Origin of the sequence: Pseudomonas mandelii (assembly GCF_006438925.1) — a bacterium.
In the GTDB taxonomy this organism is placed as follows: domain Bacteria; phylum Pseudomonadota; class Gammaproteobacteria; order Pseudomonadales; family Pseudomonadaceae; genus Aquipseudomonas; species Aquipseudomonas mandelii_C.
The window spans coordinates 24,306-38,814 of sequence record NZ_RCZA01000008.1 but is presented as its reverse complement, the minus strand read 5'-3'; the positions used below and the strand labels follow the sequence as shown (position 1 = coordinate 38,814).

At 62.1% G+C, this 14,509-nt stretch carries 7 protein-coding genes; all 7 read right to left on the bottom strand.

Annotated features, from left to right (window positions below):
• Window positions 1–31: 31 nt before the first annotated feature.
• The 7 genes from EAH74_RS19050 to EAH74_RS19020 all read right to left on the bottom strand — a co-directional run bounded on the left by EAH74_RS19050 (window position 32) and on the right by EAH74_RS19020 (window position 14,395).
• Window positions 32–1,000, bottom strand: a complete 969-nt coding sequence (locus EAH74_RS19050; RefSeq protein WP_140680342.1) for a sulfotransferase — start codon at window positions 998–1,000, stop codon at window positions 32–34.
• The gene (locus EAH74_RS19045; RefSeq protein ID WP_140680748.1) at window positions 988–1,773 is read right to left on the bottom strand and encodes an aspartyl/asparaginyl beta-hydroxylase domain-containing protein; all 786 of its coding nucleotides are present in this window, start codon (window positions 1,771–1,773) and stop codon (window positions 988–990) included. The genes EAH74_RS19050 and EAH74_RS19045 overlap by 13 nt, the downstream gene beginning before the upstream one ends.
• Complete coding sequence (gene cysC / locus EAH74_RS19040) at window positions 1,770–2,375, bottom strand: adenylyl-sulfate kinase (protein ID WP_140680341.1); 606 nt, start codon at window positions 2,373–2,375, stop codon at window positions 1,770–1,772. The genes EAH74_RS19045 and cysC overlap by 4 nt, the downstream gene beginning before the upstream one ends.
• Window positions 2,359–3,873, bottom strand: a complete 1,515-nt coding sequence (locus tag EAH74_RS19035) for a TolC family protein (RefSeq protein ID WP_140680340.1) — start codon at window positions 3,871–3,873, stop codon at window positions 2,359–2,361. Before EAH74_RS19035 ends, cysC begins: the two co-directional genes overlap by 17 nt.
• A gap of 41 nt (window positions 3,874–3,914) precedes the next feature.
• On the bottom strand, window positions 3,915–11,807 hold the full coding sequence (locus EAH74_RS19030) for an Ig-like domain-containing protein (RefSeq protein WP_240050531.1): 7,893 nt from the start codon (window positions 11,805–11,807) through the stop codon (window positions 3,915–3,917).
• Between the two features lie 51 nt (window positions 11,808–11,858).
• Complete coding sequence (locus EAH74_RS19025) at window positions 11,859–12,704, bottom strand: sulfotransferase family protein (RefSeq protein ID WP_140680744.1); 846 nt, start codon at window positions 12,702–12,704, stop codon at window positions 11,859–11,861.
• A gap of 119 nt (window positions 12,705–12,823) precedes the next feature.
• On the bottom strand, window positions 12,824–14,395 hold the full coding sequence (locus EAH74_RS19020; protein ID WP_140680339.1) for a glycosyltransferase family 39 protein: 1,572 nt from the start codon (window positions 14,393–14,395) through the stop codon (window positions 12,824–12,826).
• Window positions 14,396–14,509 lie beyond the last annotated feature (114 nt).

Genomic DNA, 14,509 nt, shown 5'->3' with positions numbered 1-14,509 from the left:
CAATGTGGGAGCGAGCCTGCTCGCGAAGGCGTCAGACCCGTCGATACATGACCTGGCAACTGCCACGCTCTCTTTCAAGCGCTTCATAAGGCGCTCGCGCCCAACGCTCTACCTGCTCACGCAACAGCACCGAGGCTTCGCGGCGCTTGCTGTCACTGTCCCCGACAAACACGTCTGAAGGCCGTTTGGCATGCTGCCCCACCGCCGCAAACACTTGCTTACGTTGCACGTCATCCAACCCGAAAAACTCAGCCAATCGCCCCGCCATGACATCTGGCAATTCGCTGTAATTCACCGCCAACCCGCCAAACGCCCGGCATTGCGCCAACCCTGCTTGCAGCAACCGCCCCAACCGCCGTGCGATGAAGTCCTCTCGGCCAGCAAACGGCAACTCATCATCGAGCACACTCGCTCCGATCATCCACGGCACCATGTGCATGCCCGGACGGCGTAGATGTGAAACGGCAATTTCCAGCGGATCGCGATAAAGAAACAGCCACGGCGTATCGGGAAAACACTCACGCAGCAACGGCAGTTCACCGATGTTCCAGGCATCGAGTTTGATCACCAAACGTTGCTCGACACCGAGCCGACGCTGTCCGTAGGCGGACAGCAATCCTTCGATGGCAGCGCGACGCTCGACGGCGGGCAAGTCGCTGCGCAATAGCGCATCCAGCGGCGGTGCTTCGCTGATCACGATGTGGTTATCGAGCTGCGCGAGCATTTGGCTGATGAGGGTCGAGCCGCAGCGGGACGCGTGAAAGATGAACGCACTCGGGGCCAAACCGGGACTGCACATTTGCCAGTCAACGAGGGTCGATAAAGGCGTTTCCCGGCGAAACGCCTGATTGAACGGCAATCGCAGCGCCGCTTCCACGGCATCGCGAAAAAACGGCTGATGCAGCGGGGTGTCACCGAACCAGCACCAGTCGACGCGCCATTGCCCGGCCTCTTGCCAGGCCCGGATCGGCAACCAGCCTTCGAGGCTCATGCCTTCCATTGTTTGTTCCATTGTCGGCGGCCGTCGCGCATGGCTGCGCGCAGTTCTTCGCGGGAGAGCGGCAGGCCTCGCGCAGCCGCCAATTCCAGGGCTCGGGTGATAAAAGCTTCGCTGTCCTGCAACGCCTGCAAGGTTTTGCACAGCGGCGGATCGCTCTCTACCAGTGCCCTGAACTGCGCAAGGCATCCGTGAAAAACATCGGGATTTGGCGTGGTCAATTCGCCGTCGATAATCGCCTGCTCCAGCCAGGCGTCGGGCCGACAATCAAGCACCAGATGAATGCGCGCCCGAGTATCACGATTGTCCACACGATGCGGCCGCGACAGGTCGAGAAACCAGCATTCACCGACAGCCATCGGCATGCGCTGGCCGTCCAGCAGAAAGTCCACTTGAGGCGCGCTGACCAGCGGGATGTGCAGACGCAGATCAGCGTCTGGCCCGCCAAGGTCGTAGTCGCGATGTTCGTGAATCTGCCCACCCGGACCCAGCCGCAACAAGCGCGCGCTGACGATGTCCAGCGGCAGATCGCGCAAGCCTTGCTGCCATCGGACATCCCGCAACCAGGGTGCGCGCAAGAGCGGTTGACCGCGACCCGGCGCCAGTTCAGTCAACGCATCCGCCGCCGAAATCAGCGCGACACCGCTCCAGTCGCCAGCGTAATAAGCGTTGTTGAAATGCCCCTGCCACCTGTCCTCGTCAACGGCGGCCAACGCCTGCAACAGCAGCGGCAAATCCACGGCCACCGGCAAGCGGGAAAACGCCGGTCGGTTCATCGCTTCGGCAACACCGCGCACTCGCCGAGCCAGGTCAGCAAGTGATCTAGACTGGCCTCAACCGACTGCACGCCGGTATCGAGCACCAAGGAGGCGGACGGCGGCGGTTCATACGGCGCAGACACGCCGGTAAAACCTGGTAAATCACCCCGTCGTGCACGGGCGTAATGACCTTTCGGGTCGCGCTGTTCGCAGACGGCGAGGGAAGCGCTGCACCAGACTTCGCGGTAATCCTCACCCAGTCGCCGGGCGAACACCTCACGCAACTCCATCAGCGGCGCGATCATCGCGAGGATGACGATTTGCCCGTTCTCCACCAACAGTGCCGCGACTTCGCTGGCGCGACGGATGTTCTCCAGACGATCACTGTCGGTAAAACCGAGATCACGATTGAGCCCGACCCGCAGCCCGTCACCATCGAGCACGATGCTCTGCACGCCGTGCTCGAAAAGCTCGGCGTGCAGCGCCTGGGCCAGGGTCGATTTGCCCGCCGCCGGCAAACCGGTCAGCAAAATCGCCGTGCCGCGATGGCCGTTGCGCACCTCCCGTTGTGCGCGGCTGATGCTCGACGTCGGTGCCAGCAGATTATTGGGCCTGGACATGGGCCACCGGCGTCGTGATGTTCCCGGCCGCCCACGCCGATTCGCGGTTGGCCAACGCGGTGGCAATGGATTGCACTTCGGTGGACTGCACCTGATCCGGCAGCGGATCGAGCCCCGCACTGGCGAAGATCTGGCCGTAAGCGTTACGCAGATCGGCGTATGACAGATCGCGACGCAAATCGGCCTGCAAGGTGTTCAGTTCGCCCTGGATGAGGTCCAGTTCACCCAGCCCGGCCGCCTGATAACGGTTGCGCAGCTGGCCAACGATCTGACCGTCGATGTCCGACAGTTGCTGATTGGTCTTGAACTGCCGCAACGCCTCGCGGTAGTTGGCGTTGGCCACATAAAGCTGCGCCAACACCGCGATCGACATGGCCTGGCGGCGCGCCGTGGCGACTTCTTCGCCAGCCTTGGCAACGTTGATCGCCGCCGGTGCGGAGATCACGTTGAACAGGTTCCACGTCACTTTCACGCCGTAGTCGGCCCAGCCCTGCTCCACCAGGAACGAGTTGCTGTCGTAATGCCCGCCGGCCGAGAACTCCAGCCCCGGCAGCAGCCGCAACATGGCTTTGCGGGTTTCGGCCGCGCTGATGCGGCTTTGGTAATCCTGTTCGCGCAGTTCTGGACGGCTGGTCAGGGCTTCCTGTTCCAGGCTGGCGAGGTCAACTTTCAATTCCGGAATGACATAGTCGTCCGGGGTCGCCAGGGTCAGGTCGGTGCCCAGCGGCAGGTTGATCAAAGTCGCCAGTTCGGTTTTCGCCAACGACAGCGCACGTCGCTGCTCTTCCAGTTGACGCGTGGCTTCGATCAGCGAGCGTTGATAACCCAGCGCCTGAATCGGGTCGCCGATTCGCTGCTGGCTCATGCTCTGGCTGTTGCCGCGTGCGGTGTCGACCCGGGCCATGAGGCTGTCGATCTGCTTGAGCAAACGCTCGGCGGCCATGGCCCGCCAATAGGCCGAGCGCACGTCCTGAACGATGGTGTTGATCACCTTGCGCCGACGCTCCTGAACGATCAGTCGCTGGTCGCCCTGTTGCTTGGCGCTGATGTAGCTGACGCCAAAATCGAGCACGTTCCAGACCATGGTCAGGTCGGCGACTTCACGGTCGCGGTCTTGTGAGGTCGATGGCTCCAGTGACTGGGTTCCGGTCCGTACACTCTGGCTGCTGGAGGCGTTGACGTTGTTGCGGCCGACATACCCGGCGTCCAGCGCCATGCGCGGCAACATGTCGAAACTGGCGAGGTCGAGTTGGCGCTTGGCCAGGGCCTCTTCCATGATCTTGAGCCGGCCTTCGAGGTTGTACTTCACCGCGCGGGCCATGGCCTGATGCAGGGTCAGCGGACCGCTGAGGGGTTCCTGATCCTTGTACATGCTTTGCAGGTCGCTCCTGGCGCGCTGTTGGCTGACGCTGCGTTCGATCGGTTCACTGGTGACTGCACATCCGCTGACTGCAAGCACCAGCAGGCTGGCGCCGAACAACTTAGAACTTCTATTCATCCTTGACTGCCCCTGGACACAGCATTGTTTTAGGTGTTTTTTCAGGCCTGCATTTCGCTGATGCCGACCTGTCGCAAAGCGGCGGCCAGGCTGTCGACCTGCCGTTGCTCGGTGTCTTTGAGCTGTTGCAATTGCTGGACGAGACTCGGCGCGCCAAACACGCCGCGCAGCCCCTGTGAAACATCCCCGGCCTTGATCGAATGACTGCCGAATGAACTCAGCGAGTCTCGTTCGTTGCCGGTGTCCTGATTGAACAGGCTCGACAACGTGCTGGTGCTGAACACCCCGCCATCGCCACCGCCAAAGCCGAGGAAGCCGTTGCCCGAGCCATCGCCACCGCTGTCACTGCTGCTGAACACCTGGGCGATGAAGCTGGGCGCCAGCGCACCGTGGTTCATGAAGATGTCGCCCAGCGGCCGGATGCCATTGCCGATCACGCGGCTTTCGAACAACGGAGTAAAGGTCAGCGGTGAGCCGAGATCGCCGGTCGGAGGAGTGAAAATGATCGGTTGCAGTGGCACGTTGGGCTGATCGGAAACGGTTACCGGTGGTGGGATCCGGGCCAGCGGGTCAGGCGTCACGACCACGGCAGGCGTCTGCACCGGCACGGTGTCGATGGTGTAGTTATTGGACACCGCCACACCAGTGCCGGTATTGCCCGAACCGTCGCTGACGTTGCTGGTGTCCAGCGCGATGAAATTGCTCGGGTCGGCGATGCTCGCGGTCGGGGTGAAGGTCGCGGTCCAGGTCTTGCCGCCGTCGCTGCTGGCCAGGTGGGTCAGCTCGCCGTTGGTAACGCTGAGGTCCGACAGATCGAAATCGCTTACCACTTCGCTGAAGGTGATCGTCACCAGCGTGGTTTGACCCATGCCCAGGTTCGGATTGGCGACCACGATGGTTGCCGTCGGCCGGGTGGCATCGAGCGCGTAGTTGTTGGAGATCGCGATCCCGACACCGGCGTTGCCCGCGGCGTCCGCCACATTGCTGCTGTCGAGCAGGACCAGGTTGGTGGTGTCGTTGATGTTGGCGGTCGGGGTCAGCGTGGCGGTCCAGGTCTTGCCACCATCGCTGCTGAGCAGGTTGGACAAAGTGCCATTGGCGACGCTGAGGTCCGACAGGTCGAAACCTGAAACCGTCTCGGTGAAGGTGATGGTGACCGTGGTCGTCTCGCCGATGCCCAAGCGGTTATCCGCCACCACGATGGTCGCCGTCGGCCGCGTCGTGTCGATGGCGTAGTTGTTGGAATCGGTCACGCCCACGCCACTGTTGCCCGACGCGTTGGTCACACCGCTGTTGTCGAGGCTGATCAGGTTGGTGGTGTCCGTCACGTTGACGGTTGGCGTGAACGTCGCGGTCCAGGTGATGCCGCCGTCACTGCTACTGACGTTGCTCAAGGTGCCGTTGGCAATGGTCAGGTCGGCGTTGGTGAAACCGCTGACCGCTTCGCTGAAGGTGATGGTCACCCCTGAGGTTTCACCGGCCTTGAGGGCGTTGTCGGCCACCACGATGGTTGCGGTCGGCACCTGGGTCTCCACCACATAGTTGGCGGAGTTGGTCGTGCCCGAGCCCGTGTTACCGGCCAGGTCCGAGACGCCAGTGTTGTTCAGGGTGATGAGATTGGTGGCGTCGGTCACGCCGAGGGTCGGCGTGAACGTCCCGGTCCAGGTAATGCCGCCGTCGCTGCTGCTGACATTGCTCAACGTACCGTTGGCGACGCTCAAATCACTGTTGTCGAACCCGCTCACCGCCTCGCTGAAGGTGATGGTCACCAGCGCGGTTTCGCCCGGTTTCAGGGTTGTATCGCTCAACACAATGGTCGCGGTCGGGCGTTGACTGTCGATGGCGTAATTGTTGGAGTCGGTGGTGCCGCTGCCGGTGTTGCCGGACAGATCCTGGATGCCGGTGTTGTCCAGCCGGACGATGTTGCTGGTGTCGGTGATGCCGGCCAAAGGCGTCAGGGTCGCGGTCCAGGTGATCCCGCCGTCGCTGCTGGTGACATTGCTCAGGGTGGCGTTATCGATGGTCAGGTCGCTGTTATCGAAACCGCTCACGGCTTCGCTGAAGGTGATGGTGACCAACGAGGTTTGGCCAACGCCCAACGCCGAGTCGGCCACCACGATGGTTGCGGTTGGACGCACGGTGTCGATGGCAAAGTTGTTGGAATCGGTAGTGCCGCTGCCGGCGTTGCCCGAGGCGTTTTGCATACCCGCATTGTCCAGGGTGATCAGGTTGCTGCTGTCAGTGATGGCGTTGGTCGGGGTGAAGGTTGCCGTCCAGGTAATGCCGCCATCACCGCTGGTTACCGCCGTCAACGTACCGTTGGCGATGGTCAGGTCGGCGTTGCTGAAACCGGTCACTGCTTCGGAGAAGGTGATGGTCACCAGCGACGTTTCACCGACGCTCAGCGTATTGTCGGCGACGACGATGGTGGCGGTCGGCAGCACGGTGTCGATGGTGAAGTTGGCCGAATTGGTGATGCCGCTGCCTGCGTTGCCGGCAATGTCGGCCACGCCGCTGTTGTTCAGGCTGATCAGGTTAGTGGTGTCCCTGACGCCGACCGTCGGGGTGAAGGTCGCCGTCCAGGTGATGCCGCCGTCGCTGCTGCTCACCGCGCTCAAGGTGCCGTTAGGGATACTCAGGTCACTGTTGTCGAAACCGCTGACCGCCTCGCTGAAGGTGATGGTCACCAGCGAGGTTTCGCCGGCACTCAGGGTGGGGTCGGCGACAACAATGGTGGCGGTCGGACGCAGGCTGTCGATCGCGTAGTTGTTGGAATCGGTGGTGCCCGAGCCAGTGTTGCCGGCCGCGTCCACAATGCCGGTGTTGTTCAGCGTGATGATATTGGTCGCATCGTTGATGCTCGCCGTCGGCGTGAAGGTCGCGGTGTAGGTGATGTTGTCGCTGGTGCTCAGGCCGCTCAGGGCGCCGTTGGCGACCGTGAAGTCGGCAAGGGTCAGACCGGTCACCGCTTCGCTGAACGTAATGGTCACCAACGAGGTTTGGCCCAAGGCCAGTGTTGGGTCCGCCACGACGATGGTCGCGGTTGGGCGCACGGTGTCGATGGCGTAGTTGTTCGAATCGGTAGTGCCGCTGCCGGCGTTGCCCGAGACGTTTTGCACACCGCTGTTGTCCAGGGTGATCAGGTTGCTGCTGTCAGTGATGGCGTTGGTCGGGGTGAAGGTTGCCGTCCAGGTAATGCCGCCATCGCTGCTGCTCACCGCCGTCAACGTGCCATTGGCAATCGTCAGGTCGGCGTTGCTGAAACCGCTTACCGCCTCGGAGAACGTAATGGTCACCAGCGATGTTTCGCCGACTGCCAGCGCGTTATCGGCGACCACGATGGTGGCCGTCGGCAGCACGGTATCGACGGTATAGTTGCCGGAGTTGGTCGTGCCGCTGCCCGTGTTGCCAGCCAAGTCAGCCACGCCGGTATTGGCCAGGGTGATGACGTTGGTCACGTCTTTCACGCCAACGGTTGGGGTGAAGGTCGCCGTCCAGGTGATGCCGCCGTCGCTGCTGCTCACCGCCGTCAAGGTGCCGTTGGCGATGGACAGGTCGGCATTGGTGAAACCGCTCACCGCTTCGCTGAAGGTAATGGTGACCAGCGACGTTTCGCCGGCACTCAGGGTCGGGTCGGCCAGAACAATGGTCGCCGTAGGGCGCACCGTGTCGATGGCGTAGTTGTTGGAGTCGGTAGTGCCGCTACCGGCATTACCCGCCAGGTCGGCGACCCCAGTGTTGTCCAGCGTGATCAGGTTGGTCGTGTCGTTGGTGCTGGCGCTCGGGGTAAAGGTCGCCGTCCAGGTAATCCCGCCGTCGCTGCTGCTCACCGCCGTCAATGTGCCGTTGGCGATGGTCAGGTCGGCGTTGGTGAAACCGCTGACCGCTTCACTGAAGGTGATAGTCACCAATGAGGTTTCGCCGATTTTCAGCGCGGTGTCCGCCACCACGACCGTGGCCGTCGGGCGCACGGTGTCGATGGCGTAGTTGTTGGAATCGGTGGTGCCGCTGCCCACGTTGCCGGTGGCGGCAGCCTGCACGCCGCTATTGTCCAATGTGATCAGGTTGGTCGCATCGGTGGTGCTGGCAGTCGGGGTGAAGGTGGCGGTCCAGGTGATGCCGCCGTCACTGCTGCTCACCGCGCTCAACGTGCCGTTGGCGATGGTCAGGTCGGCGTTGGTGAAACCGGTCACGGCCTGGTTGAAGGTGATGGTCACCAGTGACGTTTCACCGATTTTCAGGGCGTTGTCGGCCACTACGATAGTCGCGGTCGGCGGGGCGGTGTCGATCGTGTAGTTGCCGGAGTTGGTGGTGCCACTGCCCGCGTTGCCGGCGATGTCGGCCACGCCGGTATTGGCCAGAGTAATAACGTTGGTGGCGTCGTTAATGCCTGCGGTCGGCGTGAAGGTCGCTGTCCAGGTAATGCCGCCGTCGCTGCTGCTCACGGCACTCAGGGTGCCGTTGGCGATGGTCAGATCCGCGTTGGTGAAACCGCTCACTGCTTCGGAGAACGTAATGGTCACCAGCGAGGTTTCGCCCTGAGTCAGTGTCGTATCGGCCAGCACAATCGTGGCGGTCGGGCGCACGGTGTCGATCGCGTAGTTGTTCGAGTCGGTGGTGCCGCTACCGGCGTTACCGGCCAGATCCGCGACGCCAGTGTTGTCCAGGGTGATCAGGTTGGTGGTGTCGTTGATGCTTGCGGAAGGCGTGAACGTGGCGGTCCAGGTGATGCCGCCATCGCTGCTGCTCACCGCCGTCAAGGTGCCGTTGGCGATGGTCAGGTCGGCGTTGGTAAAACCACTTACCGCCTCGGAGAAGGTAATGGTCACCAGTGAGGTTTCGCCGATTTTCAGCGCCGTGTCCGCGACCACGATGGTGGCCGTCGGGCGCACGGTATCGATGGCGTAGTTGTTGGAGTCGGTGGTGCCGCTGCCGGCATTGCCTGCCAGATCGCTGACCCCGGTATTGTCCAGGGTGATCAGGTTGGTCGTGTCGTTGGTGCTCGCGGTCGGGGTGAAGGTTGCCGTCCAGGTGATGCCGCCGTCGCTGCTGCTCACCGCGGTCAACGTGCCGTTGGCGATGGTCAGGTCTGCGTTGGTGAAACCGGTCACCGCCTCGGCGAAGGTGATGGTCACCAGCGAGGTTTCGCCGATTTTCAGCGCATTGTCCGCCACCACGATGGTCGCGGTTGGGCGGAGTGTATCGATCGCATAGTTGTTCGAATCGGTGGTGCCGGTGCCGGTATTGCCGGCCAGATCGCTGATCCCGGTGTTGTTCAGGGTGATCAGGTTGGTGGTGTCGTTGATGCTCGCGTTCGGAGTGAACGTGGCGGTCCAGGTGAGGCCGCCGTCGCTGCTGCTCACGGCCGTCAACGTGCCATTGGCAATGGTCAGGTCGGCGTTGGTGAAACCGCTGATGGCTTCACTGAAAGTGATGGTGACCAGAGAGGTTTCGCCAATTTTCAGCGCCGTGTCCGTCACCACGAGGGTCGCCGTTGGCCGCACGGTATCGATGGCGTAGTTGCCCGAATCGGTGGTGCCGCTCCCGGCGTTACCCGCCAGGTCGCTGACCCCGGTGTTGTCCAGGGTGATCAGGTTGGTCGCGTCCGTGATGCTGGCGGTTGGTGTGAAGGTCCCCGTCCAGGTGACGCCGCCGTCGCCGCTGCTCACCGACGTCAAGGTGCCGTTGGCAATCGTCAGATCCGCGTTGGTGAGTCCGGTGACTGCTTCGTTGAAGGTGATGGTCACCAGCGAAGTTTCGCCGGCCTTGAGGGCCGTGTCGGTAAACACGATGCTGGCGGTCGGGCGTACGGTGTCGACGATGTAGTTATTGGAGTTGGTGGTACCGACGCCGGCAGTGCCCAGACCGTTGATCACCCCGGTGTTGTCCAGGGTGATGACGTTGGTCGTATCGGAAAGACTGGCGGTCGGCGTGAACGTTGCCGTCCAGGTGATGCCGCCATCGCCGCTGCTCACCGAGGTCAACGTGCCGTTGGCGATGGTCAGGTCTGCATTGGTGAGACCGGTCACGGCCTCGGAGAAGGTGATGGTCACCAAGGACGTTTCGCCGATGCTCAGTGTGGTGTCAGCGACCACAATGGTCGCGGTCGGCGGCGGCGAATACGCGGTGTTGAGTACACCACCGTCGTTGTAGATTGTCGCGACGGAGGTTGGCGAAGTGCCGGTCGTACCCCCGCCCAGTGCGGCACCACCGGCACCACTGCCCGCGGCATTGCCGGCCAGGGCCGCGAAGTTGGCTGCCGTGATCAACAGCGTGCCTTTGTTCCAGATCGCACCGACGCCCCTGCCGCCCGCGCCGCCATTGCTGGCATTGCTGCCATAGCCACCCCCGCCGCCGCCACCGCCGCCGGAACCGATGTTGTTGGTGATGGTCGAGGTGCCGACGATGGTCATGGTGCCGGTGCTGGCGTTGTAGATCCCGCCCACCGCGTTGCCGCCAGCGCCACCCACCTTGTCCCAACCGGCCCCGCCGCCACCGCCACCAATGGAAATCGTGCCATTGGTGGCCGTCGCACCGTTACCGCCGTTGCTGTAATAGGAAACGCCTATGCCGCCAGCCCCGCCAGTGGTGGTACCGCCGCGACCGCCCATGTGGGTCGCGTCATAACCGCCGCCGTAACCACCAACGCCACCGCCGCCTGCACCGCCGCCCAACGTGCCGGTGCCCGGTCCTGCCGAACCGCCATGCCCGCCACCCTGGCCGCCCAAACCACCGCCACCGCCACCACCACCGCCGTAGAAAGCGCCCGTGACACCGCCGCCGCCACCGCCACCGGAAGCGGCGTTGGACGTCACGCTGACGTTTTTCAGGGTCAGAATCCCTGCGTTGAAAATCCCCCCGGCCATCGCGCCAGTGGCACCGTAGCCACCGTTACCGCCCGTGCCCGACACCAGGCCTCGGGTGATCACCAGACCATCGAGGGTCACGATGCTGCCAGACGTCACTTCAATTACTCGGGTCTTGTACTGACCATCGAGAATCACATCAGCCGCGCCGTCGTTGTTCAAGTCGCCATCTACGTAGATGTTCTTGTTGATCAGCAGATCGGACGTCAGCTGCACCGTCATGCTGCTGCTGAAGGTGACGAGATCGCCGTTCTGCGCCGAGGCGATGGCGGCACGCAGTGAGCCGACGCCCGTGTTGGCATTGGTGGTGGCCGTCCAAGTGGCCAGGCCCCACTGATACTCGCTCATGGCCTGAGTCGACAGCACGTTCGCGCTTTCGATATTGCCGGTGGCAATTTCCAGATTCCAGTCGCCACCGATCCCGGTGCGGTTGCTGGAAGCGGCCACATCACGGCCGGTCAGTTGTGCCAGCGAGTCGACAAAACTCAAGCCCCGCTGGCCTTCGGCGGTATAGCAGCCGTAGATCAGGATGTCCCCGCCGACGTTCATGTCCTTGCCGATTTCCGCCAGCACGGCGCTGCGGGCCGCGACGTTGTCGGCCGACAGGTAACTGTTGCCCAGCCACAGATCGCCCGCGTTGCCGTGGGCAATGATCTGTACCGAACTGACGCCCTGATGGTGATCCAGGTAGTCGGCAATCTGTTGCAAGCCGTCCCTGCTCGCATCCAACTGAACCACTTGGGTGCCAGGCGCCACGCCCTTGAGCAGGCTGTCGGCGTCCTTGACGCGGGAATCGACGAACACCACGCTTTGGCCCGGCACTGCAACGGGGGCTGTTGCAGGCGTGGCATCGGCCTGGCCGTGGGTGTCCTTGCTGGCGACCGGTTGGTCGGTCGTCGGCGTCTTGGCGGCATCAGCCGTGCTGTGGCTGTCCGCCTGAGCGGTATCGGCCACCGTGGCCGCCACCGCGCCGTCGAACAGCATTCGCGGCTCCAGGGACATGATCATGGGTGAGGCCAGCGCCCGTGCGCCTTCGGTAACTCGCGACTTGCCTTTGCTCAACCACATGCTGCTCACCCGGACTCGAACTTTCTTGAGGCATCAATGAAAACGCCGCGATCAACTGATCGCGGCGTCGGCCTTCATACGAATGACATTGGCCGCGCTGGCTGAGCCATCGAGCCAAAAGGACAATTCTGCGTATTGCTTGAACAAATCCGGTGGCAGGATCGTACGCCGCGATTGCCGCTCGACCTTGGGTTTGACTTTGTGCAGACCGGAGACGCCGAGGGCTTGATCGAACTCCGGCGCGTCGTAGGCCAGGTTGTCGAAATTGTGTTCGAACCAGGGTTCGCCGATGAAGTCATAGACCAGCCGCATGACCCGATCAGGGGCCTGGGTCAGCAAGTCGTAATCGACAATCAGCAACGAATCGGCGTGTTCGCCGTAATAGGCTTCCTTGAGCGCTGCCCAGGCAAACCCCACCAGACGATTGCGCTGCGCCAGGGTTTCGCAACGGCTGTAGACCGTGTTGCGCTCGACCGCGTCGCCGAACAGCTTGGTGTTTTCAAAGGGGTTGGCGCGATACAAACGCTCGATGCTGTCCATGACCCAGGCGACATTGCGCACGCAGGCAATCACCTTGGCTTGAGGGAACAGATCGCTGATGGCCGGCAGGCGCGAACTCCATAACCGATTGGTGTCGAACACCACCGGTTTGTCGGCCTTGTCGGCGTAGAAGGAGTCGAACAGACCGCGAAGCAAACGACGGCGCAGATCGGTATCGATCACCGCACCGAACTCGCTGCCAGCGCTGCACTGCTCCAGAACACCGGAAAACAGGGCGCCAACGGGGCTGGTCATGCCGGCATGAAAGCGCGGGTTCTGCAAAAGGATCGCAGAAAGCAGGGTCGAGCCTGAGCGCGGCAAGCCGGAAATAAAATGGAACTGTGACAATCCCTTCACCCTAGTCATAAGTCCTTTATGTATGACGGAGCCTAGACCATGAACAGCCTTACGGGTAATGGTGTTTTGATATCAAATCGAAGCTAAATCGTCTGAAAAACGCGTTTTTTGTTACAAACTCAATGCAACACGAACAAGCGCGCGTTGGCGCCTCCCGCCTGCGTTACGCCAACGTTCTGCCAGCCTGCGGGCAACGGCACGAATTCGTTCGGCATATCGACGGTGCCGATCAACCACACCCGGCCGGTGCCTTTGGGCAAATCGCCGAGGCTGTCGAGGTAAATATCCTGGGTCACCAGCGTGCCGAAACCATAGGCATTCGGCCGGCTCGAAACACCCTTGGCCGACGGCGGGGTGTACAGCAGCGGTTTGGCGTCGGTGCGGTTGTAGTAGACGTAACTGAGGTACCAGAGCATGTCGCTGGTGACGATCCGGTCACCGGCAACGAAGTGCTGGTTCACGTAGTCGACCATGACGCTGATTTGATCGTTGGCATCGACCGTGGCGTTGTTGTTCAGGCCCGCCAGCTCGACGCTGACAAACAACACCAGCACCGTCACGGCCAGCACCCGGAAGACCGCGTACAGGCGATCAATGGCCAGCGCGGCAATCATCGGCAGGCCGAGGGCGTACGCGGTGAGGTAACGCTCGATGAACACCGGCGAGATAAACGACACCGAAAACACCAGCAACAATGGCAAAACTGTGTAGATCACCACTAATGCACTGCCACGAATGACACTGCGATCCCGCGCCAGCGCCACCCACACCAAGGCCAGCGACGCCAAAGGCAACGTGATGAAAATCCATGTGGGCAGGTTCTCGCCATCGTCCTGGATCAGGAACGACAAGATCATCGAAGGCAAGGAGCCGAACGTGACCGGTGTCTCCCATCCCACATCACCATTGGCTTTGAGCTGGTCCATGTGCTGCATCAGATCGATCAGGCTGGGCACCCACGGCAAGTAAACCAACACAATCGCCACGTTCGCCCACCACCAGCCGGGCTGCTGGATATGCCGCAAGCGATAGCCAGGCTGTACGCGGATCAGCCCCAGATACAGCCAGTGACACAGCACGCACAGGGCGGTGAAGTAATGGGTGTAGAACGCCAAGCTCATCAGCAGTGCGTAAATCACCAGATAGCGCATACGCTCGGGGTGTTTGATCCAGTAAACCAGGGCAATCGTGGCACCGATCAGCCACAACCCCAGCAACGAATACATGCGTACTTCCTGGCTGTAACGCACAGCGGTAGGCAGCAGCGCCAACAGGACGCCGGCCAACAACGCGGCGCGGCGAGTGGCGAGCAAGTCCACCAGCCAGACGCCCAGCGCAACAGTGGCAATCCCCGGTAGCGCGCTCAGGCTTCGAATCGAAAAAATGCCATTGCCGAACAGCTCGATCCAACCATGCAGCAGCATGAAATACAGCGGCGGATGCACATCATGGGCGGCATGCGTCCAGATCTCGGCCAGCGAATACTGGCTCAGCAGCAGACTGGAACCTTCATCGCCCCAGATCGCCGCCGCGGTCAGGTCATAAAAACGCACCAGCGTGGCCAATGCCAGGATCGGCAGCAGCCAATGCTCGCGCACCCATCGAAGCAAGCGTTGAACACTCGCCCAGGTGCCGGGTGACGCGTGGGGGCCTTGGGTGCCGTCAAGCGGTGTTTCTCTACGTGCCTCCATTGCCTCCCCTCAGACTGCCGGTAAAAAACCTTGATGCTTGCAACCACTGTAGGACAGCGACAGCGCCGTCGTCGATGCTGGCTTTGCGACCAACGACATTCGGCGGCCATGCGG

Coding starts and splice junctions, on each gene's coding strand:
- EAH74_RS19050 (WP_140680342.1), bottom strand. CDS start 1,000: ATGGAAGGCATGAGCCTCGAAGGCTGGTTGCCGATCCGGGCCTGGCAA.
- EAH74_RS19045 (WP_140680748.1), bottom strand. CDS start 1,773: ATGAACCGACCGGCGTTTTCCCGCTTGCCGGTGGCCGTGGATTTGCCG.
- cysC (WP_140680341.1), bottom strand. CDS start 2,375: ATGTCCAGGCCCAATAATCTGCTGGCACCGACGTCGAGCATCAGCCGC.
- EAH74_RS19035 (WP_140680340.1), bottom strand. CDS start 3,873: ATGAATAGAAGTTCTAAGTTGTTCGGCGCCAGCCTGCTGGTGCTTGCA.
- EAH74_RS19030 (WP_240050531.1), bottom strand. CDS start 11,807: ATGTGGTTGAGCAAAGGCAAGTCGCGAGTTACCGAAGGCGCACGGGCG.
- EAH74_RS19020 (WP_140680339.1), bottom strand. CDS start 14,395: ATGGAGGCACGTAGAGAAACACCGCTTGACGGCACCCAAGGCCCCCAC.